General features: G+C 73.1%; 24 protein-coding genes and 1 riboswitch. Of the genes, 15 read left to right on the top strand and 9 right to left on the bottom strand.

What is annotated here, in order from left to right:
• The first annotated feature begins 86 nt into the window (after nt 1–86).
• From ACIQD7_RS16340 to ACIQD7_RS16330, 3 genes are all read left to right on the top strand, one after another.
• Nucleotides 87–407 carry a DUF3618 domain-containing protein gene (locus tag ACIQD7_RS16340; RefSeq protein ID WP_121829875.1) on the top strand — a complete coding sequence of 107 codons (321 nt, stop codon included), beginning with the start codon at nt 87–89 and terminating at the stop codon, nt 405–407.
• A gap of 104 nt (nt 408–511) precedes the next feature.
• Nucleotides 512–850 (top strand): co-chaperone GroES, encoded by a 339-nt coding sequence (locus ACIQD7_RS16335; protein ID WP_030210124.1) that lies wholly within the window; start codon nt 512–514, stop codon nt 848–850.
• 45 nt (nt 851–895) lie between these two features.
• A riboswitch (guanidine-III (ykkC-III) riboswitch) is annotated at nt 896–969 on the top strand.
• Between the two features lie 30 nt (nt 970–999).
• Nucleotides 1,000–1,320, top strand: coding sequence for a multidrug efflux SMR transporter (locus ACIQD7_RS16330; RefSeq protein WP_079131188.1), 321 nt, complete (start codon nt 1,000–1,002; stop codon nt 1,318–1,320).
• Here ACIQD7_RS16330 and ACIQD7_RS16325 read toward each other — a convergent pair.
• The gene (locus tag ACIQD7_RS16325) at nt 1,314–3,620 is read right to left on the bottom strand and encodes a transglycosylase domain-containing protein (protein WP_402442196.1); all 2,307 of its coding nucleotides are present in this window, start codon (nt 3,618–3,620) and stop codon (nt 1,314–1,316) included. The genes ACIQD7_RS16330 and ACIQD7_RS16325 overlap by 7 nt on opposite strands.
• Nucleotides 3,621–3,769: 149 nt before the next feature.
• Between ACIQD7_RS16325 and ACIQD7_RS16320 the strand changes: the two genes are divergently transcribed.
• The 4 genes from ACIQD7_RS16320 to ACIQD7_RS16305 are packed head-to-tail and all read left to right on the top strand — an operon-like array spanning nt 3,770 to nt 7,720.
• Nucleotides 3,770–4,570, top strand: a complete 801-nt coding sequence (locus ACIQD7_RS16320; protein ID WP_402442369.1) for an ABC transporter permease — start codon at nt 3,770–3,772, stop codon at nt 4,568–4,570.
• Nucleotides 4,563–5,441, top strand: a complete 879-nt coding sequence (locus ACIQD7_RS16315; RefSeq protein WP_402442194.1) for an ABC transporter permease — start codon at nt 4,563–4,565, stop codon at nt 5,439–5,441. The genes ACIQD7_RS16320 and ACIQD7_RS16315 overlap by 8 nt, the downstream gene beginning before the upstream one ends.
• 9 nt (nt 5,442–5,450) lie before the next feature.
• Nucleotides 5,451–6,440 carry an ATP-binding cassette domain-containing protein gene (locus ACIQD7_RS16310; protein ID WP_402442193.1) on the top strand — a complete coding sequence of 330 codons (990 nt, stop codon included), beginning with the start codon at nt 5,451–5,453 and terminating at the stop codon, nt 6,438–6,440.
• Between the two features lie 11 nt (nt 6,441–6,451).
• The gene (locus ACIQD7_RS16305; protein ID WP_402442191.1) at nt 6,452–7,720 is read left to right on the top strand and encodes a DUF445 domain-containing protein; all 1,269 of its coding nucleotides are present in this window, start codon (nt 6,452–6,454) and stop codon (nt 7,718–7,720) included.
• A gap of 37 nt (nt 7,721–7,757) precedes the next feature.
• On the opposite strand, the gene ACIQD7_RS16300 is transcribed toward ACIQD7_RS16305, so the two are convergent.
• The 6 genes from ACIQD7_RS16300 to ACIQD7_RS16275 form a co-directional block, all read right to left on the bottom strand.
• Nucleotides 7,758–8,060, bottom strand: coding sequence for a hypothetical protein (locus ACIQD7_RS16300; RefSeq protein WP_391165647.1), 303 nt, complete (start codon nt 8,058–8,060; stop codon nt 7,758–7,760).
• An 82-nt stretch (nt 8,061–8,142) separates the two neighbouring features.
• A complete protein-coding gene (locus ACIQD7_RS16295; RefSeq protein WP_402442189.1) occupies nt 8,143–9,078 on the bottom strand; it encodes a hypothetical protein in 936 nt (311 codons plus the stop codon).
• 158 nt (nt 9,079–9,236) lie between these two features.
• Complete coding sequence (locus tag ACIQD7_RS16290; protein WP_402442187.1) at nt 9,237–9,767, bottom strand: TrmO family methyltransferase; 531 nt, start codon at nt 9,765–9,767, stop codon at nt 9,237–9,239.
• A 9-nt stretch (nt 9,768–9,776) separates the two neighbouring features.
• Nucleotides 9,777–12,914 carry a DUF3427 domain-containing protein gene (locus ACIQD7_RS16285; protein WP_402442185.1) on the bottom strand — a complete coding sequence of 1,046 codons (3,138 nt, stop codon included), beginning with the start codon at nt 12,912–12,914 and terminating at the stop codon, nt 9,777–9,779.
• Between the two features lie 77 nt (nt 12,915–12,991).
• Nucleotides 12,992–13,990: an SEC-C metal-binding domain-containing protein gene (locus ACIQD7_RS16280; RefSeq protein ID WP_402442183.1), complete on the bottom strand. Its 999-nt coding sequence runs from the start codon at nt 13,988–13,990 to the stop codon at nt 12,992–12,994.
• Between the two features lie 150 nt (nt 13,991–14,140).
• Nucleotides 14,141–15,679, bottom strand: a complete 1,539-nt coding sequence (locus tag ACIQD7_RS16275) for an MFS transporter (protein ID WP_402442181.1) — start codon at nt 15,677–15,679, stop codon at nt 14,141–14,143.
• Between ACIQD7_RS16275 and ACIQD7_RS16270 the strand changes: the two genes are divergently transcribed.
• The 5 genes from ACIQD7_RS16270 (at nt 15,678) to ACIQD7_RS16250 (ending at nt 20,439) form a co-directional block, all read left to right on the top strand.
• Nucleotides 15,678–16,202, top strand: coding sequence for a winged helix-turn-helix transcriptional regulator (locus tag ACIQD7_RS16270; RefSeq protein WP_402442180.1), 525 nt, complete (start codon nt 15,678–15,680; stop codon nt 16,200–16,202). The two genes, ACIQD7_RS16275 and ACIQD7_RS16270, sit on opposite strands and share 2 nt — an antisense overlap.
• Nucleotides 16,203–16,286: 84 nt before the next feature.
• Nucleotides 16,287–16,601 carry a DUF6412 domain-containing protein gene (locus ACIQD7_RS16265; protein WP_402442178.1) on the top strand — a complete coding sequence of 105 codons (315 nt, stop codon included), beginning with the start codon at nt 16,287–16,289 and terminating at the stop codon, nt 16,599–16,601.
• A 97-nt stretch (nt 16,602–16,698) separates the two neighbouring features.
• On the top strand, nt 16,699–17,439 hold the full coding sequence (locus tag ACIQD7_RS16260; protein WP_402442176.1) for a YidC/Oxa1 family membrane protein insertase: 741 nt from the start codon (nt 16,699–16,701) through the stop codon (nt 17,437–17,439).
• A gap of 136 nt (nt 17,440–17,575) precedes the next feature.
• On the top strand, nt 17,576–18,433 hold the full coding sequence (locus tag ACIQD7_RS16255) for a fumarylacetoacetate hydrolase family protein (protein ID WP_351971251.1): 858 nt from the start codon (nt 17,576–17,578) through the stop codon (nt 18,431–18,433).
• 176 nt (nt 18,434–18,609) lie between these two features.
• Entirely contained in the window at nt 18,610–20,439 is a 1,830-nt protein-coding gene (locus tag ACIQD7_RS16250; protein ID WP_402442174.1) for a choice-of-anchor A family protein, read from the top strand.
• Here the strand turns inward: ACIQD7_RS16250 and ACIQD7_RS16245 are convergent.
• Both ACIQD7_RS16245 and ACIQD7_RS16240 read right to left on the bottom strand, forming a co-directional pair.
• The gene (locus tag ACIQD7_RS16245; protein ID WP_402442172.1) at nt 20,411–20,893 is read right to left on the bottom strand and encodes a heme-degrading domain-containing protein; all 483 of its coding nucleotides are present in this window, start codon (nt 20,891–20,893) and stop codon (nt 20,411–20,413) included. The genes ACIQD7_RS16250 and ACIQD7_RS16245 overlap by 29 nt on opposite strands.
• Complete coding sequence (locus tag ACIQD7_RS16240; protein ID WP_402442170.1) at nt 20,890–21,981, bottom strand: Gfo/Idh/MocA family oxidoreductase; 1,092 nt, start codon at nt 21,979–21,981, stop codon at nt 20,890–20,892. The genes ACIQD7_RS16245 and ACIQD7_RS16240 overlap by 4 nt, the downstream gene beginning before the upstream one ends.
• Before the next feature lie 56 nt (nt 21,982–22,037).
• On the opposite strand from ACIQD7_RS16240, the gene ACIQD7_RS16235 reads away from it, so the two are divergent.
• From ACIQD7_RS16235 to ACIQD7_RS16225, 3 genes are all read left to right on the top strand, one after another.
• On the top strand, nt 22,038–23,153 hold the full coding sequence (locus ACIQD7_RS16235) for an ROK family protein (protein ID WP_402442168.1): 1,116 nt from the start codon (nt 22,038–22,040) through the stop codon (nt 23,151–23,153).
• 123 nt (nt 23,154–23,276) lie between these two features.
• Nucleotides 23,277–24,413, top strand: a complete 1,137-nt coding sequence (locus tag ACIQD7_RS16230) for a hypothetical protein (protein WP_402442166.1) — start codon at nt 23,277–23,279, stop codon at nt 24,411–24,413.
• A gap of 146 nt (nt 24,414–24,559) precedes the next feature.
• A complete protein-coding gene (locus ACIQD7_RS16225; RefSeq protein WP_402442164.1) occupies nt 24,560–25,318 on the top strand; it encodes a GntR family transcriptional regulator in 759 nt (252 codons plus the stop codon).
• The last annotated feature ends 73 nt before the right edge of the window (nt 25,319–25,391 follow it).

The following is a 25,391-nucleotide window of genomic DNA, read 5'->3' as shown; positions in this document are numbered from 1 at the left end:
CGACCCTTCGGCGGCGGAGCTGACAGACTGTCCGTCAACGACCGGATCACGACGATCACGGCGATCACGACTACGGAGGCAGTGCGGTGTCGGACGCCAGGACCCCTGCGCAGATCGAGGCGGACATCGTTCGCCGACGCGAGCAGCTCGCCGTCACTCTCGACGAGATCGGCATTCGGGTGCACCCGAAGACGATCATCGGGGACGCGAAGGCGAAGGTGGCCTCGACGGTCGACCAGACCGCCGGCCGTGCCTTCGTCGCCGTCAACCGGGTCGTCTCGGACGTGAAGGCCCGCTTCACCCACGCGGACGGCGCGCCCCGTCTGGAGCGCGTGGTGCCGGCGGCGCTCGCGGTCGTCGCGGTCGTCGGGCTGATCGCCGTCGCCGGCCGCAAGGGCAAGGGCTGACGGCTCCCGGCGCCCCGGTGCGGCCGGTGGCGCGGCGCCCGCGCACGGGTTCCGCGGACGGGGTTCCGTCACGGGCGACACGCCCGGACGGGTAGGTTCACCCCGTGAGCGAGAACACGCACGACAAGCTGCCCATCCGGATGCTCCACGACCGGGTCCTGGTCCGTACCGACTCCCCGGAGGGGGAGCGGCGTTCCGGCGGCGGCATCCTGATCCCGGCGACCGCCGCCGTAGGCCGTCGCCTCGCCTGGGCCGAAGTGGTCGCGATCGGCCAGAACGTCCGTACGGTCGAGACCGGCGACCGGGTCCTGTACGACCCCGAGGACCGCGCCGAGGTCGAGGTGCGGGGCGTCGCGTACGTCCTGATGCGGGAGCGCGACCTGCACGCGGTGGCGGCGGACCGGTTCCAGGGGACGTCCGACTCGACCGGGCTGTATCTGTAGGCCGGGCCTGTGCGAGGGCCCCGGTGACCATGGTCACCGGGGCCCTCGTCCTTTCTTTGCTAGCCTGGAGGGACCCCGACGAGACGCGCCGTACCGGGTACACGACAAGACGACGCACCCCTGTTGTTCCGTCTCACGGAGGTGTCGTCATGGCCTGGGTCCTTCTCGTCGTCGCGGGTCTGCTGGAAGTCGCCTGGTCGATCGGGATGAAGTACACCGAGGGCTTCACCCGGCTCTGGCCGAGCGTGTTCACCGGCGCCGGGATCGTCGTCTCCATGCTGCTGCTGTCGCAGGCCGCCAAGACGCTGCCGATCGGTACGGCGTACGGCGTGTGGGTCGGCATCGGCGCGGCCGGCGCGGCGGTGTTCGGCATGGTGGTCCTGGGGGAGCCGGCGACCGCCGCCCGCATCTTCTTCGTCTGTCTGCTGCTCGTGGCCGTGGTGGGCCTGAAGGCGACCTCGGGTCACTGACCGCCCCGCCGGTCGCCGGGTGCGACCCGTTCGGCGGTACGGGGGGCGGGGAAGGCGGCGCCGGGCTCGGGACCGCCGTTCCGGGCCGGGGCCGCCTCCGGGCCCGCCTCCCCGGTCACGTACTCCTCCGGTCCGTCCGCGCTCGCCGTCGGCGCCGGTGACGCGGACGGCGGCTCCTGGGCCTCGACCCCCGGCATCAGCCGGAGCTCGAAGTCCCTGGGGGGCGTCCCCGCGAGGGCCTCCCGGGTGAACCGGCCCCAGATCTCGGCGGGTTCTCCGCCCCCGGCGACCCGGGGCGCCCCGAGCGCGCCGTACAGCGGCTCCTGGTGTCCCGTCTCGGGGTCCTGGCCCATCAGCGCGACGACGGTCGCGAGGTCCGGGGTGTAGCCCGCGAACCAGGCGGCCTTGTCGTCCTCCGCCGTGCCCGTCTTGCCGGCCGCCGGGCGTCCGGCGGCCTGCGCGGCCGTTCCGGTGCCCGCCTCGACGACGCTCCTGAGGATCGACGTGGTGGTGTCGGCGGCCTCCCGGCTCACCGCCTGCCGGGGCCGGAGGTCCGGCAGTTCCAGCCGTTCTCCGCCCCGGGTGACGCCCTGGACCAGGGTGTACGCGCCGAGCCTGCCGTGGGCGGCGAGCGTCGCGTACGCCGTGGCCATGTCCAGGACGCTGGCGGTGGCCGCGCCGAGCGCGATGGAGGGGGAGGCGGTGAGGTCGGGGGTGGTGCCGGGCAGGCCGAGGGAGATCGCGGTCCGGCGCACGTGCGCGGGGCCGACGTCGACGGCCATCTGGGCGTACACGGCGTTCACCGACAGGTCGGTGGCGGTGCCGACGGGGATCTCGCCGTAGCTCGCGTCGTCCTCGTTGGCGGGGTCGTACGCGCCGCCGTTCCAGCCCTCCACCGGGCGCCGGTTGGTGCCGTCGTACAGCGTGTACGGGGTGATGGGGCGGCCGCGCTGGGTCTGCGCGCCGTTCTGGACGGCCGCCGTGAAGACGAAGGGCTTGAAGGTGGAGCCGACCTGGTAGTCGCGGCGGGTGGCGTTGTTGACGTACTGCCGGGTGTAGTCGATCCCGCCGTACATGGCGAGGACCTCGCCGTTCGCCGGGTCGACGGCCGCCGCCCCGACCCGTACGAAGCGGTCGGCGGGGTTGCGTTCGGGGTCGAGCCGGGAGACGACCCGGTCCTCGACGGCCCCGGCGAGGGCCTCCTGCTTGGCGGGCTCCAGGGTGGTGGTGATCCGGAAGCCGCCGCCGGCGAGGGTCTTCTCGTCGACGATCCCGCGCCCGGTCAGGTACTCCTCGACGGCCTGGACGACGTAACCGCGCTGTCCGGACAGGGCGGTGACGGCGCGTGCGGTCTGCGGGTCGGGGAAGCGGGCGGCGGCGCGGTCGGCGCGGCTCAGCCAGCCCTCGGTGACCATGCCGTCGAGGACGTAGTGCCAGCGGGCGACGGCCTTGGCGCGGTTCTCGGGGTGGGTGGTGACGTCGTAGGCGCTGGGGGCCTTGAGGAGGGAGGCGAGGTAGGCGCCCTCGGCGGTGTCGAGCTGCTCGACGTCCTTGCCGTAGTAGGCGCGGGCGGCGGCCTGCACGCCGTACGCGTTCCGTCCGAAGTAGCTGGTGTTCAGATAGCCCTGGAGGATCTCGGCCTTGCTCTTCTCGCGGCCGAGCCTGATCGCGATGAAGAACTCCTTCGCCTTGCGGCTGAGGGTCTGCTCCTGGCCCAGGTAGTAGTTCTTGACGTACTGCTGGGTGATGGTGGAGCCGGACTGGCGGCCCTTGCCGGTGGCGGTGTTCCACGCGGCGCGGACCATCGCCTTGGGGTCGACGGCCCGGGAGGTGGCGAAGTCGCGCTCCTCGGCGGCGAGGACGGCCCGCTGGAGGGTGAGCGGGATCCGGTCGAGCCGGACGCTCTCGCGGTTGACCTCGCCGTCGCGGGCGAGGGGGGTGCCGTCCCGGTAGAGGTAGACGTTGGACTGGGCGACGGCGGCGGCGTTGGCGGGCGGGACCTTCACCAGGAGGTATCCGGCGGTGAGGGCGCCGGCGAGGAGCAGGACGCCGAGGAGCAGGGTGCCGAAGAGGCCGCGCAGGAGGCGCCGGAAGGGGCCGCGGCGGCGGTGGCGCCTGCGGGGCGCGGGGGCCGTCGCCCGTCCGGGCGGAGGCAGGGTGGGATCCCTCGGCTCCCAGCCCGGGCGGGACGTCCGGGGGGCGCCGCTCGGGTCGGAGCCCGTGCCGGGGCTCGTACGGGAGCCCGTGCCGGGGCCCGTGCCGGGGCTCGTACCGGGAGAAGGGGACGAGGAAGGGGACATGGCATCCCATATTGCCCGCAATAGCCGAAAAGTCCCGAACGCGACTCGAATATCCCGCATGTGACGCGAAAACGGGTCGCGCCGGACACCCCGCCCCCGCTAGGGTCGTGCGCTTCGCCTCCGTCCACCCCCGGAAAGGGACCCCCATGCTGCGGCTGTACGCGACGGTGGCCGCGGGCGGTTTCCGGCGCTACGCCACCTACCGGGTGGCGACGGTGGCGGGCGTCTTCACCAACAGCGTCTTCGGCCTCGTCCTCTCCTACACGTACATCGCCCTCTGGGACGAACGGCCGCACCTCGGCGGCTACTCCATGGACGACGCCCTCGCCTACGTGTGGATCGGACAGGCCCTGCTCACCGTCTGCGGCCTGATGGGCGGCGGCTTCGAGGAGGAGCTGATGGAGCGGATCAGGACCGGCGACATCGCCGTCGACCTCTACCGCCCCGCCGACCTCCAGGCCTGGTGGTTCTCGGTCAACGCGGGCCGGGCCGGCTTCCAGCTCCTCGGCCGGGGCGTCGCCCCGATGGCGCTCGGCGCGCTCGTCTTCGGCTTCACCCTGCCGTCCGGGCCCGGCGGCTGGGCGGCGTTCCTGCTCGCGGTGGTCCTCGGCTCGGTGGTCGGCTTCGCGCTCTGGTACCTGGTGGCGATGAGCGCGTTCTGGCTGCTCGACGGCCAGGGGGTGATGCAGATGGCCTGGCTGGGAGGCCTGTTCTTCTCCGGGATGCTGCTCCCGCTGAACGTCTTCCCCGGCGCCCTGGGCGAGGTCGCCCGGGTCCTGCCCTGGGCCTCCCTCCTCCAGGTCCCGGCCGACGTCTACCTGGGCCGGTACGAGGGCTGGGAGCTGGCGGGGGCGTACGCCTTCCAGGGCTGCTGGGCCCTGGCGCTGCTCGGCGCGGGCCGGGTGGCGCAGGCGATGGCGACGCGGAAGGTGGTGGTGCAGGGTGGCTGAGACGGCGACCGGCCCCTCCGGGGAGGCGTCCCGCACGCCCGGAGAGGCGGCCCGTACGCCCGGCGTCCTGGGCGACTCCCTCCGCACCTACCGGATGGTCGCGGCCATGTGGATCCGCTCCACCATGGCGTACCGGTTCTCCTTCGCCCTGACGCTCTTCAACAGCTTCTGCGTCACCTTCTTCGACTTCGTCGTCATCCTCCTGATGTTCGGCCAGGTGAAGGGGCTCGGCGGCTTCTCCTTCGCGGAGGTCGCCTTCCTCTACGGGACGGCCGGCACCGCCTTCGGGCTCGCGGACCTGACGATGGGCTCGCTCCAGCGGATGGGGAAGCGGGTCAGGGACGGCTCGCTCGACGTCTTCCTGATGCGCCCGGCGCCGCTGCTCGCCCAGGTCGCGGCGGACAAGTTCGCGCTGCGCCGCTTCGGCCGGGTCGCGCAGGCGCTGCTCGTCCTGGTCTGGAGCCTGCTCCTGCTCGACGTGGACTGGACGCCGGTGAAGGTCGCGCTGCTGCCGGTGACGGTGGTGTGCGGGGCGGTGATCTTCGGCGCGGTGATGGTGATCGGCGCGTCCGCGCTCTTCTGGCTCCAGGACGCGGCCGAGGTCACGAACGCCTTCACGTACGGCGGGAACACGCTCCTCCAGTACCCGCCGACGATCTTCGCGCAGGAGCTGGTGCGGGGCGTCGTCTACGTGGTGCCGCTGGCGTTCGTGAGCTGGCTGCCCGCCCTGTACGTGCTCGGCCGGCCGGCCCCGGCGGGGGTGCCGGACTGGGCGGCGTTCGCGGCGCCCCCGGTGGCGCTGGTCTGCTGCGGGGTCGCGGGCCTCGCCTGGCGGGCGGGGATCCGCTCGTACCGATCGACGGGAAGCTGAGGACTCCGGATGTCGTCCACCGAGCCCTTCATCCACCTGGACGGGGTGGAGAAGACCTTCACGGTCCGCCGCAAGGCGGGCCTGGTCCGCCGGGAGAAACGGGAGGTCCGGGCGGTCGACGGGATCTCGTTCGGAGTGGAGCGCGGCGAGATGGTCGGCTACATCGGCCCCAACGGGGCCGGGGAGTCCACCACCATCAAGATGCTGACCGGCATCCTCACCCCCAGCGGCGGCCGGCTGCGGGTCGCGGGCATCGACCCGTCCCGCGAGCGCACCCGTCTGGCCCAGCGGATCGGGGTGGTCTTCGGACAGCGGACCACGCTCTGGTGGGACCTGCCGCTGAGGGACTCGTACCGGCTGATGCACCGCATGTACCGCATCCCCGACGCCCGCTACCGCGAGAACCTCGACCGCTGCGTGGACCTCCTGGACCTGGGGGAACTCCTCGACGTGCCGGTGCGGCAGCTCTCGCTCGGCCAGCGGATGCGCGGCGACGTCGCGGCGGCCCTGCTGCACGACCCCGAGGTGCTGTACCTGGACGAGCCGACGATCGGCCTGGACGTGGTCTCGAAGGCGAAGGTGCGGGAGTTCCTGCGCGAGCTGAACGGGGAGCGGGGCACGACGGTCCTCCTGACCACCCACGACCTGACCGACATCGAGCAGCTCTGCTCCCGGGTGATGGTCATCGACCACGGACGCCTGATGTACGACGGCGAACTCTCCGGCCTGCACGCCGTCGGCGAGAGCGAGCGGCTCCTGGTGGTGGACCTGGAGCGCGAACTGCCCCCGATCGACGTGCCCGGCGCCCGCTTCGTACGGGCGGAGGGACCGCGCCAGTGGCTCGCCTTCCCGGCGACGGAATCGGCGGCCCCGTTGGTCGCGGCGGTGGCGGCCGCGCATCCGCTCGTCGACCTGTCGGTGCGGGAACCGGACATCGAGGCGGTGATCGCGAAGATGTACGGGGGAACTCGGGAGGAGCGCCGGGAGTCCCTGAGGTAGGAGGTCGACGCATGGTGAGTTTCTCGTACACGGCCGCGGACGAGGAGAAGAGCAGGGGCGTCCGGCGCATGAAGACGCTGGCGACGTCCCTGCTGCTCCTCGTGGCGGTGGTCTACGCACTGGCGACGTGGGCGCGGAACTCCGGGGCGGGAGCCTGGGCGGGGTACGTCGCGGCGGCGGCGGAGGCGGGCATGGTGGGCGCGCTCGCGGACTGGTTCGCGGTGACGGCGCTCTTCCGGCATCCGCTGGGGCTGCCGATCCCGCACACGGCGATCATCCCGAAGAAGAAGGACCAGCTGGGCACGTCGCTGGGCACCTTCGTCGGCGAGAACTTCCTCTCCGCCGACGTCGTACGGGGCCGGCTGACCGCCCTGGGCATCGGCGGCCGCCTGGGCGCCTGGCTGGCGGACCCGGCCCACGCCGACCGGGTGGTCGCGGAGCTGTCCACGGCCCTGCGGGGCGCGCTGACGGTCCTGCGGGACTCGGACGTGCAGGCGGTGGTGGGGGAGGCGATCACCCGGCGGGCGGAGGCGGTGGAGATCGCGCCGCCCCTGGGCAAGACGCTGGAGAAGGTGGTCGACGACGGGGCGCACCGCCGGGCGGTGGACCTGGTCTGCACCCGGGCCCACGACTGGCTGGTCACCCACGGGGACTCGGTGATGGACGCGGTCCAGGGCGGGGCGCCGGGCTGGACCCCGCGCTTCGTGGACAAGCGGATCGGCGAGCGCGTCTACAAGGAGCTGCTCCGCTTCGTCACCGAGATGCGGGACATGCCGGGGCATCCGGCGCGCGGGGCGATCGACCGCTTCCTGGCGGACTTCGCGGTCGAGCTCCAGTCGGACACGGACACCCGGGTCCGCGTCGAGCGCCTGAAGTCGGACCTGCTGGCCCGCCCGGAGGTCCAGGACGTCATCGCCTCCGCCTGGGCGTCGGTCCGCTCCCTGATCATCGCGGCGGCCGAGGACGACCACAGCCAGCTCCGCCTGCGCGCCCGCGCCTCCCTCATCTCCCTGGGCCGCCGCCTCTCCTCGGACGCCCGCCTCCAGGCGAAGGTCGACGGCTGGGCGGAGGACGCGGCGGCGTACCTCGTCACCACCTACCGCGACGAGATCACGTCCCTGATCACGGACACGGTGGCGAGCTGGGACGCGACCCAGACCTCGAAGAAGATCGAGGCGAACATCGGGCGGGACCTGCAGTTCATCCGGATCAACGGGACGGTGGTGGGAGCGCTCGCGGGGCTGCTGATCTACACGGTGAGCCACGGGCTGGGGGGCTGAGCCCTGTCGTGGGGGCTCAACCCTTGTCGCGGGTGCCTCAGTCCTTGTCGCGGGTGACGGCCCAGGAGGCGGCGGCGACGGCCCCGGCCACGGAGAACACGGCGGGCCAGGCGCCGACCTTCTTCGCGAGCGGGTGCGACCCGGCGAACGCGGCGACATAGGCGGACGTCAGCCCCACGGACGCCTTCGCCCCGCCCACCCGCTGCCACTCCCGCGCGGCCACCCCACCGGCCACGGCGAGCACGACCCCACCGAGCGGCCGCTTCTTGGTCCACCGCGCGACGGCGTACCCGCCGACGAGGCCGGCGGCGGCGGTGAGGGGGGAGGGGATGCGGGGCATGGCGGGGCCTCTTTCGGGTCGACGGTTCGTCCTCGGTTCGTCCTCCGAGCGTACGAGGTGGGGGCGGGGGGCCTGCGGGGGGTCAGGGTTCGACGGGGGTACGGGCGGCGCACCGGCCGCAGAGCGTCTCGTCCCCGACGGGCCGGAACAGCATCGGCTGGGTGTGGTCGCCGGAGCACTCGCGCGCGCCTTCGAGCCGCGAGGACAGCCGGGGCCCGGACGGCGAGGGGTCGTCGGGCCGGGGCAGGGCGCGGGGCGGTACGTCGCGGAGCAGGTACCGGACCAGCCCACCGGGCCGGTGCACGGGCGTTCCCGCACCGGGCAGGCCGCGCAGCACGTGCTCGTGGACGTCGGCGGAGGTGTGCCCGGCGTCGAGCCAGCGCGCGGCGAGCCGGGCGAGTTCGTCGCGCATGGCGGGCGGGATGTGCCGGAGGGCGGGGGAGAGGAGCGGCAGCGCACCGACGAGGGCGCGGGCCTCTTCCTGCCGGGGGCTGGTGATGGCGGCAGGCTCGTCGGCCGGTTCGTCGGCCGCCGACGGAAGGTTGGAGGTGTCCTCTACGGGTTCTTCCTCTGGATGACCGCCGGTCGACGGGGCCCCCGGAGCACCGACGGCCGGGACACCGGCGGCTCGATTCCGGGGACTCGGCGCGACCTGCGGGGATACCTGGTCCCCGCAGGTGGGGAGGGGGGTCCGGGCGAGGATCTTGGCGGCCTCGTCGGCGGTCAAGGGAGCGCTGGAGACGAGCTGTTGGGTGATCCAGTGCCCACCGGCACCCTGGACCCGCCGCTCGTGCACGAACCCCTCTTCCTTGAGCTGCCGCTTGGCCCGCCCGAAGGCGCAGGCCCCGATCCGGGCGCGCTCGGCGGTCCGGGAGAGCGATTCGCGGGCTCCCCGAGGGAGCGAGAGCTGCCAGGTGAGGAGGCGCACGGCGTCGGAGTTGAGGCGGGGATGCCGGATGATCTCGTGCGAGTACTGGCCGAAGGCGCGCGTGGGCGCGATAACGTTGCGGTAGATCACGGGTGGGTCCTGTCCACTGGTGGTTCAGGCCCTCGCTGACGGCTGCAACCATCGGCGGGGGCCGTTTCACGCGACCGTACAGCACGCAAAGTGTCAAGCCGGACACACGGCGTGAAGATCACCTATGTGGGTGATCTTCAGGGCACCCGCACGTCTCCTCAACGCTCGGACGCGTCCCGCCAGTAGTCCGCCAGCATTTCGCCCGGCCACGTCGGCTGGGTGATGGGGCCACGGGGGAGCATCTCCTGGAACACGGCGACCAGGTCGACGACTTGGGTCCCCTCGTCGGCGTCCAAGTCCGTGACGTACAGGTCAAGCCCGTCCACCTTGAGCAGCCTCGGGAAAGAGGTCGCGAGCCGGGCCGGGCGCCGGTGGTTGTGATGCACGAAGGTCCCGGTCGCCGGCCAGGCGGGGTTGTCGCGGGGGCTGCGGGCGTGGAGGGCGACGTCGTCCGGGGAGCCGAGGTTGAAGAACCAGGTGACCTGGAGGTGGGAGAACTCCTCGATGCCCCGCAGCGTCTCGACGGGGAACTCCGGCCGCAGCCGGATGATCGACTCCACCCCGCCCTTGAAGTCGTCGAGCTTTCCGGTGTGGCCCCCGACGACATCGGCGATGACCGGTACCTGGATGAACTCTGTTGCCACGACTGGTCCTTCTTCCTTTCTCGGCGTGGTCGACCTCTCAGTCATCCCCTCCCGTCAGCTTGCGGCGATCGTTGAGTACGTCCAGACGTCGGCAGGGATCTCGTGCCGAAGTTGCCACTTGATCCCCATCGGCTTGCTGCCCTTGTGATCGACGTACTCGGCCGGCCCCAGGAGCATCCAGGGCTGCGGGCCGCCGATGTCGGTCTTCTTGTAGCGGCGTACGAAGAGGAGGACGTGGGAGCCTTCTGCCTTGTGGTTCTGGTAGCGGCGGCCCGTTGCTGACGTGCCCGAAATCCGGTTCTGGGACTCCCAGTGGAAGAGGAACTCGCTCACGGCGTAGTCGTGGTAGCGCGTCTGGGGAGAGAAGTCTTTCTCATCCTTTTCAAGGGTGATGAAGAGGGCGTCCGTCTTGATGTTGTCGCACCACTTCACCCCTTCACGGAAGTGCCCGGGCACATCGCGGTCCACGAGCGACTGCCCCAGTGCAGGGAGGATCTCCTCGCGACTGTAGGAGGCGTGGACGGTCAACGGCAGTTCGGCGAGGGGGCCGCTCAGGCTGATGGGGACGTGGTCGAGTCGTTCCCATGCGTAGTCCAGCACCTGACGGAGCTCACTTCGGACGGCGTACTGGGCGCGGAGCGACTCCAAGCCTTCCTCGTAACTCGTGAACCCGCTCAGCGGCCAGAGGGAGAAGTAGAGCATCCGCGCGAAGGCCTGGTCCCGGTTGTTCAGCTCGGTGTAGCGCGGGGCGTCGTCCTCAAGGATCCTCGAGTAGGCGGCGATCCGCTCCGGGTCGTCGGCGTGGTGGAAGGCCGACATGCGCTTGAGGAGGGCCTCTTCTCCCTGCGGTGCGTCCTTCGGCAGCAGCCCGGACCGGCGGAGCAGCCCCGTCCACGAGTTTCCGTTGCCGCGGTAGATCTCCTTTAGCTCGCGGCCGCTTTCGTGGAGGTACGCCGAGAGCTTCGGCATCCCGTACCGCTTGACCTCCTGGGCGAGCTGCGTGACGTTGACGCCGATCTGACTCCGAATGTTGTCGATGATCAGCTCCTTGGCCTTCGACTCAAGGATGATCTGGCAGCCGGACGGCAGCTGGGGGAAGTCATGCTCGATGTTGGCGAGGAGGCGGTTGCGCGTCAGGTTGGTCAGAGCGCGGAACTGCTCTTCGAAACGGAACTCCTTGCGGTGCTGACCGATGAAGTCGAGCACGGTGAGGACCGCCTTGTCCTGTGTGCGGCGCAGCCCGCGGCCCAACTGCTGGAGGAAGACCGTGGCACTGGAGGTCGGACGCAGCAGGAGCAGGGTGTCGACATCAGGAATGTCCAGCCCTTCGTTGAAGAGGTCGACCGAAAAGATCACTTGGATCTCACCGGCGCGCAGGGCGGCCAACGCCGCCTTGCGCTCTTCCCGGGGGCTCTCACCCGACAGCGCGACGGCCTTGAGACCGGCACGTCGGAAGAATTCCGCTATGAAGGTGGCATGGGCGACGGAGACACAGAAACCGAGAGCCCGCATGGCTCCGGGATTCGCCACCTTGTCCCGCACGGCCTGAACGACGAGTCGCGCCCTGGCGTCATTGCCCGTGAACAGTTCGCTGAGCGCCGAGGAGTCATACGCCCCTCGCTTCCAGGCGACGGCGCTCATGTCCGTGTTGTCGGTGATGCCGAAGTAGTGGAACGGGCTCAGGAGGTCGTTCTCCAGCGCTTCCCACAGCCGCATCTCCGCCGCGATGCGGCCGTCGAAGAACTCGTCCTGGACGTTGCGGCCGTCCATGCGTTCCGGCGTGGCGGTGAGTCCCAGAAACTCCAGGGGCCGGAAGTGCTCGATGATCTTCCGATAGGTCGACGACACTCCGTGGTGGAACTCGTCGATGACGATGACGTCGAAGTGATCGGGAGATAGTTGCTCTAGACGCTGTCCCTTCAGGGACTGCACACTGGCGAAAATGTGCTTCCACCCTTCGGGCACGAGGCCGCTGTGAAGCTCCTCGCCGAAGTTGGCGTCCACGAGTACGTCCTGGTAGGTGCGCAACGACTGGCGCAGGATCTCCTGACGGTGGGCGACGAACAGGAGGCGTAGATCACGGCCGTGCTGCTGCCGCAGGTGCTTGTAGTCCAGCGCGGCCATGACCGTCTTGCCCGTGCCGGTTGCTGCTACGAGAAGGTTGCGGTGCCGGTCGTGGACCTCGCGTTCCACCTGGAGACGTTCCAGCATGTCCCGCTGGTGCGGATACGGCCGCACCTCCAGTCCGGACAGGGTGATCCGCTGGTCCGAGGAGGCACCCTTGCCGTGCCCTGCTATCTGGAGCGCTTTGCTGAGCCGTGTGGCGTCGCGCTCGGGGTCGTACGGCTCGAAGGCGGGATCGTTCCAGTAGGAGTCGAAGGTGGCCTCGAACTTGCGGATGACGTCAGGCGTGGCGACGGACGACAAGCGGACGTTCCACTCCAGCCCGTCGAGGAGCGCCGCCTTCGACAGGTTGGAGCTGCCGACGTACGCGGTGTCGTAGCCGCTGTGTCGCCGGAAGAGCCACGCCTTGGCGTGCAGGCGCGTCGAGCGGAGCTCGTAGTTGACCTTGACCTCGGCGTTGAACTGCCGGACGAGGCGGTCGAGCGCCTGCCGCTCGGTGGCCCCGATGTACGTCGTCGTGATGACCCGGATGGGGACGCCCCGGGTGTGGGCGGCCTCGAGCGACTGCTCGATGACCCGCAGACCGTGCCACTTCACAAAGGCGCACAGCAGGTCCACGCGATCGGCCGTGGCCAGCTCGGCCCGCAGCTCGAAACCCAAGCTGGGGTCTTCCGGTGCATTGGTGAGGAGGGCCGTCTCCGCGAGGGGGGTCGCAGGACGGATCCGGTACACGCCCTTGGCCTCTTGCTCCGCGACGGCAAGGAGCTGGCGCGGACCGTCAGCAACGAGTTCGACCCATTCTCGGGCGCCCTCGATGGTGTTCATCGATTCGAGGATGTGGTTGGCCGCATGGACGTGCTCCGTCGCAGGCAGTCTCTCCAGGATGCGACGCACGGTGTCGGCCACGTGCTGTGCCAGGACGCGCGGGGACGACTCGGGTCCGACGGCCTCGTCGATCGCGTACCAACCGCGCTCAGAGAGGACCTTGAGCTGTGCTTCGAGCCGCAAGGTCACCAACTGCTCGTAGAGCCCCGAAACCGGCCCGCCGGAGTCCGACAGCTCGCTCATCGTGTTCCCCTCCCTGATCGACCCCCATTGGTATCAGGCGTCACGGACAGGAGCTCGATGAGGCACCGGGCCGGCGATCACTCCGACCCGTGACACTTCCCGTACGTCTCCCCCGACCCGCACCAGCACTCCGCCCCCCGCGCCGGAGGCCACGCCGTGGCGCGGGCTCGGGCCGCCAGGGTGGTGGCGTACTGGGGGAGGAGGTCGGCGTTCGAGGGGCGGGTGGACTCCGAGGCGGCGAAGGCCTCGTAGGAGGGGACCGTGGCGCGGACGATGCCGAGGTTGGGGGTGCCGGCCTGGGCGAGTTCGCGGAGGGAGGCCTCGATGTCGGTGAGGTGGGCCGTGTAGGTGGGGTACTCGGCCTCCAGCTCCGGGTAGGCGGCGAGGAGCTCGTCCAGTTCCGGTTCCGGCCAGTGGAGGACCGCGACCGGGAAGGGGCGGGAGAGGGCGGTGCGGTAGGTGCCCAGTTCGGAGCGGAGGCGGGCGATCTCGGCCCGGAGCTCCGCCGGGTCCTCCGAGCCCAGGGACCAGAGGCGCTTCGGGTCGTGGAGTTCGTCCAGCGGGACCGCCGCCGTGTGGAGCCGGTCCGCCAGCGCGTCCCAGTCGTCGTGCGGCAGGGCCAGCATCCGGCGGACCCGGTGCCGGGTCGTGATCAGGGACCGGGTCGCGTGGGGGAGGTCGTCCGGGGCCGTCACCAGGAGTCTCGCCGCCTGCGTCAGGGTCGACTCCGCCTCCTCCAGCTCGTCGTGGGCCTCCAGCGTCTCCGCCGCGATCTCCCACGGTGCCGCGTCCGACGGCCGGGCGCCCCGGAGGCCCTCGATGATCGCCCGGGCCTCCGCCTCGTGCCCGTACTCCCACAGGTTCGCCGCTTTCAGCGCCCTGATCAGGTGCGGGTTCGCCGGCTCGGACGACAGGAGGTCGTCGTAGAGGGCCGTCGCGCCCGGGCGGTCGCCCGCCAGCTCCAGGTGGGCCGCCGCCTGGAGGTACAGGGGCTCCCGGTCACCCGGGTACTGCGCGGCGGTGCGCAGCAGACGCTCGGCTTCGGCGGTGTGGGCGGCAGGCGTGTCGGGGCGCATGAGTCACACCGTACTGCTGTACGGCCCCCGAGAGTTGGCACCCCGGTCCTTGTCGTGCCCCCCGGGGGGAGGCGGGACGCGGGCGTGCGGTCTCACCTGCGGGGTTTCGTCCCCCTCCCCCCGGGAGTGGCCGATCTCTCTTTCCGGGGGCTATCTCCTCGCCAGGACGAGCGCCAGCACCGCCCCCGTCACCGCCAGCGCCGCCGACGCCACGAGGGCCGCGTCCGGGCCCGCCGTCGCCAGGGCGAGCGTCAGGGACACGCCCGCCGAGGAGCCGATGTAGCGGGCGGTGTTGTTGGCGCCCGAGCCCATCGCCGCCCGCTCCGGCGGTACGGAGTCGACCGCGAGCCGGGGGAGCGCCGCGTTCAGGAGGCCGCTGCCCGCGCCCGCCACCAGCAGGCCCGGGAAGAGGCGCCACGCGCCCGCGTGGTTCTCCAGGGCCCCCAGGAACGTCAGGACACCCGCCGCCGACAGGGCGAACCCCAGGGCCAGTTGGCGCGCGGCCGACAGCCGGGCCGCGAGGCGGCGCGCCTGGAGGGCTGCCACGAACGCCGTCCCCGACCAGAGCAGGAACAGCCAGGCCGTGCCCAGCGGGGACATCCCGGCGCCGACCTGGAGCAGCGTCGGCACCACGCTGAACAGGCCGATCACCGCCAGGCCCGTGAACAGCGCCCCGAGCGTCGACGCCAGGAACGCCGGCCGCCGCAGCAGCGCCAGGTCGATCATGGGGTTCCCGCTCCGCGCCTCCACCGCCGCGAACAGCGCCGTCAGGGCGGCCGAGGCCAGGAGCAGGGCGCCCACCGGGGCCCGCAGCCAGCCGTCCCTGCCCAGGGTGAGCGCCGTGAGCAGCGCCGCCAGGGCCAGGCCGAGGGTCAGCGCCCCCACGACGTCCGGGCGGGGTGCCGGAGGGGGTGCCAGGCAGGGTGCCGGGTGGGGTGCCCCCGCCCCGGATGTCTTCGTGACCGCCGCCCGTCCCGCCCCCGGCAGCCACCGCGCCCCCGCCCCCGCCGTCGCCGTCGCCAAGGCCCCCGCCCCCAGTACCCCGTACGCCAGACGCCAGTCCACCGGGCTCAGCGCGCCCGCCAGGAGGGGGCCGAGGGCGATGCCGCCGCTCACCGACGCGCCCCACAGGCCCGTCGCCCTGATCCGGTGCCGGCCCGTCGGGTACGCGTGGGCGAGCAGGCCCAGGCTGCCCGCGAGGACGGCCGCGCTCGCCGCGCCCTGGGCGATCCGGGCCGCCGTGAAGGCGGACGTGGAGCCGGCGAGCGCGCCGAGCGCGGTGGTGAGGCCGAGGGCGAGCGTGCCGAGGAGGAAGACCCGGCGCCTGCCGTACGCGTCGGCGAGGCCGCCGGCCACCAGGAGGAACGCGGCGAGGCCGAGCGGGGTGCCGTTGAGCAGCCAGGCCTGGGCGGAGGGCGGGGTCCCGAAGGCGGCCGCCACGGCGGGGAGGGTGGGCATCGGGGCCGTGTAGTTCATCAGCGCCACGGCCGTCGCCGTCGCCGTCACGGCCAGGGTGGCCGTCTTCGGGCGCCCCTCGCGGACCGGGGAGAGGGCGGACACGGGCGCGGGGCGCGTTCGTCGGGGCACGGCGGGGCCTCCACCTGTCGGCCGATCGGTCGGTTCGGTGAACGAACTCAACGTATCAGGTCGGTTCGTTGACCGAACCGGGTTCGGTACGATGGATCCCATGGCCCTCGGCAAGGACTACGCCCGGCAGCAGTGCTCCATCGCCCGCGCCCTCGAAGTGGTCGGCGAGCGCTGGACCCTCCTCGTCGTGCGCGACGCCTTCTACGGCGTCCGGCGCTACGGCGACTTCCTCGCCCACCTCGGCGTCCCCCGTGCCGTCCTCGCCGCCCGCCTCCAGGCCCTCGTCGAGGTCGGCGTCCTCGAACGGCGGCGCTACCGGGAGTCGCCCCCGCGCGACGAGTACGTCCTCACCGAGCGCGGCCTCGCCCTCTGGCCCGTCCTCTGGTCGCTCGGCTCCTGGGCCCGGACCGAACTCCCCGGCACCCTGCCGATGCGCCGCTTCCACCACGCCGTCTGCGGCACCGAACTCGACCCGCACGGCGCCTGCCCCGCCTGCCGCCTCCCCGTCCCGCCCGCCGACATCGAGATGCGGCCCGGCGCCGGACTCGACCCGGACCCCGCCGACCCCGTCGGCCGCGCCCTCCTGAAGCCCCGGCGCCTCCTCGTACCCCTGGAGACCGGTTAGACCGGCAGGCGGGGCGAGGGAACTTCCCCGTCCCGTCGTGCGTCTTCCCGGAGAGGAATCCGGCGGTACGGAGGAGGTGACGGGATGACGGGCAGGACCCCGGCCCCACGGGTCGTCGCGCCGCTGCTCTTCCTGCTCGCCCTCGCCGGACTGCTCCTGTCCGACGGGGCTGGCGGCCTCGCCGGAGCCGGTGTCTCCGCCGCCTTCGCCCTCGCCGCGGCCACCCTCGTCCACACCCTGACCGGCGTCCGTACGACTCCGGCCGCGCCGCCGGCCGCCGTCCGCACCGCCCTGCGCGACCGCGAGCGGCGCACCGCCTTCCTGCCGCAGCGCGACCCCGACGCCGCCGGCCGCCGCAGACCCCGGGCTCCCGGCCGTCCCCTCCCGACGGCCGCGTAGGGAGCTCCCGCACCCCCCGGACAACCCCCGCGCGGATCCGTCATGCCGAGAAACGCACCTCTCCCCGGCACGACGAGACCCCACGGAGGGCTCCCCCATGTCCGCGCTCATGTCCCTTTTCGCCGCCCTGGTCGAGCGGCTCGCCGAGCTGCTCCAGCCGCTCTTCGCCACCACCGCCACCGCCGCCGCGATCGTCCTCTTCACCGCGCTCGTACGGCTCGCCGTCCACCCGCTCTCCCGGGCCGCCGCCCGCGGGCAGAAGGCCCGCACCCGCATCGCCCCGCAGCTCGCCGCGCTCCGGAAGAAGCACGCCAAGAACCCCGAGCGGCTCAAGAGGGCGATCCTCGACCTGCACGCCAAGGAGAAGGTCTCGCCCTTCGCCGGCATCATGCCGAGCCTGCTCCAGGCGCCCGCCTTCCTCCTGATGTACCACCTGTTCGCCGGGGACCGGATGGCCGGGCACGCCCTCTTCGCCGCCCCGCTCGGCGACCGCTGGGCCGACGCCCTCTCCCACGGCGGCGCGTTCGGCCCGGCCGGGCAGGTCTACCTCGTCCTGTTCGCGCTCGTCACCGCCGTCGCCGCCTTCGGCTACCGCCACACCAGGCGGCAGCTCGCCGCCCAGCCCCTCGACCTCGGGCAGTCCGCCCCCGGCGCGGGCACCGTCACCAAGGTGATGCCGCTGCTCTCCTTCGCCACCCTGATCACGGTCGCCGTCGTCCCGCTCGCCGCCGCCCTCTACGTCGTCACCAGCACCGCCTGGACCGTCGTCGAGCGGGCCTTCCTCTTCCGCACGCCGGTGGCGGGGGCGCCCGGCGACGGCGTCGCTACTCGCGCGTAAGGGTCCACTGCGTGGGCGGGGTCTTGCAGAGCGGACCGTTCTCTTGGAGGATCGACCAATCCTCCGATGGCCGCACTCCATCGGCCGGGGCATCGCAGGGCCCTCCCGGGCCCACCTCGACCACAGGGAGAAGACCATGAAGCTGCTGCGTGTCGGCCCGCCCGGAGCCGAGCGTCCCGCCCTCCTCGACCAGGGCGGCACCCTCCGCGACCTCTCCGCCCTCGTCGACGACGTCGACGGCGCCCTGCTCTCCGACGCCGGGGCCCTCGACCGGATCCGCGCCGCGGCCGGTGCCGGGGTGCTGCCCCCGCTCGACGCCACCGGGCTGCGCGTCGGCCCGCCCGTCGGCCGGATCGGCAAGGTCGTGTGCATCGGGCTCAACTACCACGGGCACGCTGCCGAGACCGGCCAGGCGACCCCGGCCGAGCCCGTCGTCTTCCTCAAGGCCGCCGACACCGTCGTCGGCCCGGACGACACCGTGCTCGTGCCGCGCGGCTCGGTGAAGACCGACTGGGAGGTGGAGCTGGCGATCGTCATCGGCCGCACCGCCCGCTACCTGGAGACCGACGAGCAGGCCCTCGCGCACGTCGCCGGGTACGCGGTCGCCCACGACGTCTCCGAGCGCGAGTTCCAGATCGAGCGCGGCGGCACCTGGGACAAGGGCAAGAACTGCGAGACCTTCAACCCGCTCGGCCCCTGGCTCGTCACCGCCGACGAGGTGCCCGACCCGCAGGCGCTCTCCCTGCGCCTCTGGGTCAACGGCGAGCTGAAGCAGGACGGCCACACCTCCGACCAGATCTTCCCGGTCGCGGAAGTCGTCCGGTACGTCAGCCGGTTCATGACCCTCTACCCGGGCGACGTCATCAACACCGGCACGCCCGCCGGCGTCGCCATGGGGCAGCCGGAGCCCAAGCCGTACCTGCGCCCCGGCGACGTGGTCGAGCTGGAGGTCGAGGGGCTCGGCCGACAGCGCCAGGAACTCAAGAGCGCCTGAGGCCGCGAAGGCCGCGAGGACGGCGAGGACGGCGAGCGCGGCGAGGGCCCGAAGGTCCCGTGGCGGAGCCGTAAGACCGTCAGGAAGGGCTCTCGCCTGGGCCCTTCCGTGGTGAAAACGGCGGCGCCCCGCGTGGGGCGTCGCCATTTTCACACGTATTTTGCATATTGCCCGATATGGAACGAATTTCGCACGCGCGAGGGCGGGATCGGCGCCGCCTCGCCCTCATCGCCGCGTCCACGGTCGCGGCCACCGCCCTCGTCGGCACCCTGGCCGTCACCGGCCACGCCGACCCGCTCCCGGGCGGCCTCGGGCCCTGCCTGCCGGGCAACTGCCCCGCCACGTACCCCGACCTCAACAGCGGTCCCGTCCAGTACCGCGACAACAACATCAACATCTTCGTCGGCGGTGACTTCCTCGTCCGCGAAGCCGCGGCCGAGGCCGAGGGCAAGGTCGTGGTCCTGGGCGGCTTCGACATGAACAAGCGCGTGGGTGCTTCCGCCGTCTACAACGTCGGGATCGTGGGCGCCGGGTCCCGCGTCCCGCCCGACAACGGCACCGACTTCCTCACCGTCGGGGAGAACGTGACGGTCGCCGCCGGGCAGCGGCTGCTCACCAGCGAGGGCACGGTCAGCGGCGTCACGCGGTACGGGGGCGCGCTCTCCGGCACGGTGATCCCGGACCCGGTGCAGGACGACGACGCGGCCGCCCCGTACGTCTCGCTCCGCGACCAGCTCACCGACGCGAGCCAGTGCTACGCCTACGTCGGCGGGGCCCACCGCGCCACCACCGGCACCGCCGTCAACAGCGGCTCGGAGACGCTCTTCACGGGTGACGGTGCCTCGGACCTCCAGGTCTTCGACGTCGACTTCGACCTGGAGTCCGCGAGCGGCGGGCAGCAGAACCTCCGCTTCGAGGGCATCCCGGCCGGGGCGACCGTCCTCGTCAACGTCTACGGTGCCGACCGCACCGTCGACACGTACATCAACCAGCTCCCGGACGGTCTGCGCGAGCGGGTCCTGTGGAACTTCCCGGACGCCGCGACGGTGAAGTTCGAGGGGACGGCCCAGTTCGCGGGCAGCGTCCTGATCGGCAACCAGGCCAGCACGGCGACCGTGACCATGCCGGGCACGAACGGGCGCTTCTTCACCACCGGCAACCTGACGCACGCGTCGGAGGCGACCGGCGGCGGCGGGCAGGAGATGCACGCGTACCCGTTCAACGGGGACCTGCCGTCCTGCACGGATCCGACGCCGACTCCCACGGATCCGACCCCGACGCCGACGGACCCGACGCCGACCCCGACGGACCCGACTCCGACGCCGACGGACCCGACGCCGACGCCGACGGACCCCACCCCGACGCCGACGGACCCGACTCCGACGCCGACGGACCCGACTCCGACGCCGACCGACCCGACTCCGACGCCGACGGATCCGACTCCGACGCCGACGGACCCGACTCCGACGCCGACGGATCCGACTCCGACGCCGACGGATCCGACTCCGACGCCGACGGATCCGACTCCGACTCCCACGGACCCGACTCCCACGCCGACGGACCCGACTCCCACGCCGACCGACCCCACCCCCACCCCCACGGACGGTGGCTACGGTGACGACACCGGCGGTTACGGTGACGACACCGGTGGCTCCGGCGACTCCGGTGGTACCGGTGGGCCCGGCGGGCACGGTGACTCCGGCGGGACGGGCGGACCCGGCGGTCACACCACCACCGGAGGCCAGAGCACCGGCGGTCACGGCAACTCCGGCGGTTCCAACGGGTCCGGAGGCCACGGCAGCACCGGTGGCCACGGCAGCACCGGCGGGCACGGCTCCACCGGTGGTTACGGCGACTCCGGCGGCAACCACCACGGTTCGAACGGCGAGCTCTCCGAGACCGGCGCCGGGAACGGGAAGATCGTCATGGGTGCCATGGCGGTCGTCCTCGCCCTCGGCGGCGGCGCCCTCGTGATGATCAGCCGGCGCCGGCGCCGTACGAACTGAGCAGCCGCTCCAGCGCCTCGACGACCAGGGCGTGATCCTCGGCCTGCGGCAGCCCCGAGACCGTGACCGAGCCGATCACTCCCGCGCCCTCGACCCCGATCGGGAACGACCCGCCATGGGCGGCGTACCGGTCGGGGTCGAGGCGCGAGGACGCCTCGAACGTCGTCCCCCTGGCCCGGAACCGGGCCCCGACCAGGAACGAGCTCTCGCCGTACCGCTCGACGACCCGCCGCTTGCGGTCGATCCAGGCGTCGTTGTCCGCGCTGGACCCCGGCAGGGCGCAGTGGAACAGCTGCTGCGCCCCGCGCCGCACGTCGATCGCCACGGGCGCCTTCCGCTCCCGGGCCAGGGAGACGAGCAGCGTGCCGAGCGCCCAGGCGTCCTCGTACGTGAAGCGGGGGAGGACCAGCCGGGCCTCCTGCGCCTCCAGTTCGGTGATCTCCGAGCCGCTCACAGCGCCACCGTGATCCCCTCGCGGGCCGACTTCCGCGCCGCCTCCAGGACGTCGAGCGCGTCGGCGGCCTGGTGCGCGGTGACCGGGTTCGGGCCGGTGCCGCGCAGGGCGGCGGCGACGGCCGCGTAGTACGCCGGGTAGTCGCCGGGCAGCGACTCGACCGGGGTCCCGCCGCCGGTCAGCGGCGACTCGCCCGCGCCGAGCCGGCCCCACAGCTCCTCCGGCTCCGTGCCCCACACCGCTCCGGGTTCCGGCCGCAGCCCGTCGCGCAGGGCCGCCTCCTGGGGGTCGAGTCCGTACTTCACGAAGCCCGCGCGCCGCCCGAGCACCCGGAACCGGGGGCCGAGCTGGGCGGTGGTGGCGCTCACGTACAGGTGCGAGCGGACCCCGTTCGCGTGGGTGAGCGCGAGGAACGTGTCGTCGTCGGCCTCGGCGCCCGGCCGGCGCACGTCCGTCTCGGCGTACACCGAGACCACCGGGCCGAAGAGGACGAGGGCCTGGTCCACGACGTGGCTGCCCAGGTCGTACAGCAGCCCGCCGATCTCCTCCGGCGCCCCGGACTCGCGCCAGCCGCCCTTCGGCTTCGGCCGCCACCGCTCGAAGCGGGACTCGAAGCGCTGGACCTCGCCGAGCGCGTCCTCGTCCAGGAGCCGGCGCAGGGTGCGGAAGTCGCTGTCCCAGCGGCGGTTCTGGAAGACCGAGAGCAGCAGGCCCCGCTCCTCGGCGAGGGCGGCCAGGCCGCGCGCCTCGGCGGCGGTCCCGGCGAGCGGCTTGTCCACGACGACCGGGAGGCCCGCCTCCAGGGCGGCCGTGGCGACCTCGACGTGCGTCTTGTTGGGGGAGGCGACGACGATCAGGTCCAGCTCCTCCGCGCCCGGCGCCCACAGCTCCCCGGGCTCCGCCACCACCCGCACGCCCGGGTGGGCGGCGCGGGCCTCGGCGGCCCGCTCGGGGTTGCCGGTGGTGACGGCGGCGAGGGTGAGGTCGCCGGAGGCGGCGATCAGCGGGGCGTGGAAGACGGAGCCGGCCAGGCCGTAGCCGACGAGTCCGACGCGGAGGGGGGTGCGGGGGGTGTCGGTGCCAGTCATGCGCCTCACTTAAGCAACGCTGTTGCTAAAGTGCAAGCGGCCCTGACAATGGGGGTGTGAAGAAGGACCAGGGTGGAGTGAACGTACCGGCGCTGCGCAGCCACAACGCCGCGCTCGTGCTCGATCTGCTGCGCGGGGCGGGGGAGACCGGGATCAGCCGTCTGGAGCTGGCCGAGCGGACCGGGCTCACCCCGCAGGCCGTCAGCAAGATCACCGCGCGGCTGCGGGCCGAGGGCCTCGCGGCCGAGGCGGGCCACCGCGCCTCGACCGGCGGCAAGCCCCGTACGGTCCTGCGCCTGGCGCCCGCCGCCGCGCACGCCGTCGGCGTCCACCTCGACCGCGACGAGCTGACGGTCCTCCTCGCCGACCTTGCGGGCACGCCCGTCGCCCTCCGCCGCCGCCCGCTGGACCTGGGCGCGGGCGCCGGGCCGGTCCTGGACGCGGTGACGGAGGAGGTGCGGGCGCTCCTCGCCGAGGCGGGGGAGGGGCCCGTCCTCGGCGCCGGGGTCGCCATGCCCGGCCCCCTGGACCACCGGGCCGGGCGGCCCGGCCGGGTCACGGGCTTCCCCGAGTGGGCCGACCACCCGGTCCGCGAGGAGCTGGCCCGGCGCCTCGGGCTGCCCGTCGTCCTCGACAAGGACACCAACGCCGCCGCCCTCGGCCTCGCCCTGCGGCCCGGCGCCCCCGGCTCCTTCGCCTACGTCCACCTCGGCACGGGCCTCGGCGCCGGACTCGTCCTCGGCGGCGCGCTCCTGCGCGGGGACAGGACCGGGGCGGGCGAGCTGGGCCACCAGACCGTCCAGCTCGACGGGCCGCCGTGCGGCTGCGGCGGGCGCGGCTGCCTGGAGGTCCTGTGCCTGGCGGCGGTCGCGCGCGGCGAACCCGCCGGGGCCGCGCGGATCCTGGGCACGGGCGCCGCCAATCTCGTACGGCTCCTCGACATCGACCAGGTCCTCCTGGGCGGCCGGGTGGTGCTCGCCGCGCCGGAGGCCTACGCGGACGGGGTGCGGGAGGTCCTGGCCGGCCTCGGCCTGACGGCCCCGGTGGGCGTCGTCGCGGAACGGGACGCGGTGGCGGAGGGCGCGGCGTGGCTCGTCCTGGCGCCGGTCTTCGGGAAGGAGCCGGGTCGCCTCCACCGGATCGGACCGGTTGATCGGACAGTCGGAAAGTAGGCTGATCGGGCGGAATCCCGGTCCTTCCGGAGGAGCGCCCGGTGTCGCTGCCCGGCCCGCCCCCTCCCGCGTGGCAGCGTCGCGGCCGTCCCCCTGCCCGCGATCAGCAAAGGCACCGGCACCATGGCATCCGTACCCCTGCGACTGCGCAGCGTCCGCGCCGTGACCGTGGCGACCGCCGTGGCGGCCCCCTTCGCGCTCGCGGCCCCCGTCCCGGCGACGGCGACCTCCGCCCCGGCTCCGGCGGCGACGGTCCCCGGGGCGGGCGCGGCCGCCCCCGAACCCCCCGGCGCCCCGCAGCTCCCCGCCGTCCCCGCGCCCGACCCGCCCGTCCCCGGCTGCGGCGTCCCGGACGACGAGGCCTTCCCGCTCGACACCCGGATCCACGGCGGCCCGTCCGGCTACACGGCGGGCGGGCCCTTCCGGGACTGGCGGCTCGACCTCACGAACACCACCGGGTCGCCCTGCTCCGGCATCCACCCGGTGCTCGTCCTCACCGACCGCGACCGGGTCCTCCGGCCGGAGCAGATCCGCTTCGAGTTCTACGACGCCGGGGCCGCGCGCTGGCACCCCGTGGCCTTCCAGGAGACCTCGGAGGCCGAGAACGTGGGCGTGTTCACCGACTTCGGCGGCTTCGCCGTCCCGGCGGGCGAGACCCTCACCGTCCCCGTACGGCTCGCCTTCGGCGCGGGGACGGCCCCCGGCGAGGTCCTGGTCAACGCGGCGATCGTCCAGCGGCGGGGGGCGGACGGGGACTGGATCGGGGACTCCGGCGCCTACCGCCTGACCATCGGCCCGACCACCCCGACCACCCCGACCACCCCGACCACCCCGACCGCCCCGACCGCCCCGACCGCCCCGACTGCCCCGGCTGCCTCGGCCGAGCCGTCCGGGCCCACCACGCCGCCCGGGACCACGGCCCCGGCCGTGCCCGCCGAACCGTCCGGGAACACGAGGAGCACGAAGCCGCCGAAGCCGTCACCGCCGGCGGACCCGACGGTCCCGGTCGCACCCACCGCCCCGCCCGGATCGACGGCCCCCGCCAGACCGACCGGCACCCCCGCCCCGTCCGCTACCTTCACCCGGCCGCCGTCCGCCGCCGGAGAGGCGCCCGCGCAGACGCGCCCCACGGTCCCCGAACTCGCCCACACCGGAAGCGCGTCGGACGCCCGGGCCCGCGCCCTCGCCCCCTTCGCCGTCGCCCTGCTCCTGCTCGGCGCCGCCCTCGTCCGCGCGGGCCGCCGCCACCGGCGCTCCTGAATCGCGCGCCTCGCGAACGGTTGCCGCTCCCGCTCGGAGCCGCCGGTCCTCCTGAACCGCGCCCCGCGACCGGCCACCGCCCCCGCTCACCCCCGCGCCACCCTCCGTACACCTCCCCGTTCACCCCCGTCTGCGACCATCCCCCGGTGAACTACCAGAGCACTCCCGGCGCCCCCGTCCGCTCCGGCGTCCCCGAGCACGGGCGCGTCCCCAAGTACTACGCCGTCAAGGCGAAACTCGCGCTGATGGTGGACGAGTTGGGGGAGGGCGGGCCGCTGCCCACCGAGCGCGACCTCGCCGTGCGGTACGAGGTGTCCCGCGAGACCGTCCGGCAGGCGATCCGCGAACTCCTCCTGGAGGGACGGCTGCGCCGCCGGGGCCGGGGCACGGTCGTCGCGGGCCCCAAGCTCGAACAGCCCCTCTCGCTCGCCAGCTACACCGAGGGCGTGCGCCGCCAGGGTCGCCGCCCCGGCCGCACCCTGATCTCGCTCGACCGCTTCCCCTGCCCGGAGGCGCTCGCCCCCGAGGTCGGCGCCGAACGCGGCGCACCCGTCTGGCACATGGAGCGGGTGCTGCTCGCCGACGACGAGCGGGTCGGTCTGGAGAGCACGTACGTCTCCGAGGCCCGCGCCCCGCGCCTGGACGCCGACTTCGACCCGGACTCCTCCTTCTACGCGTACCTCCACGACCGGCTCGGCATCGCGTTCGGCGACGCCGACGAGCGCATCGAGACCGTCCTCGCGACCCCCCGCGAGGCCCTCCTGATCGGCACGCCCCCCGCCCTCCCGATGCTGCTGCTCCACCGCGTCTCCCGGGATGCCGACGGCTGCCCCCTGGAGCGGGTCCGCACCCTCTACCGGGGCGACCGCTTCAGCTTCACCACCCACCTGGGCCGCCAGGACTGACGGGAGGAAGGCCCGCCCGCCGAAAGTCCACAACATCACGAACAGGTAACGGGTCTGGTCCAAGTTTGGCGAC

Source organism: Streptomyces sp. NPDC093071 (genome assembly GCF_044754545.1).
Lineage (GTDB): Bacteria > Actinomycetota > Actinomycetes > Streptomycetales > Streptomycetaceae > Streptomyces.
Note: the sequence above shows the minus strand (reverse complement) of the source record. Positions and strands in the feature narration are given on the sequence as shown.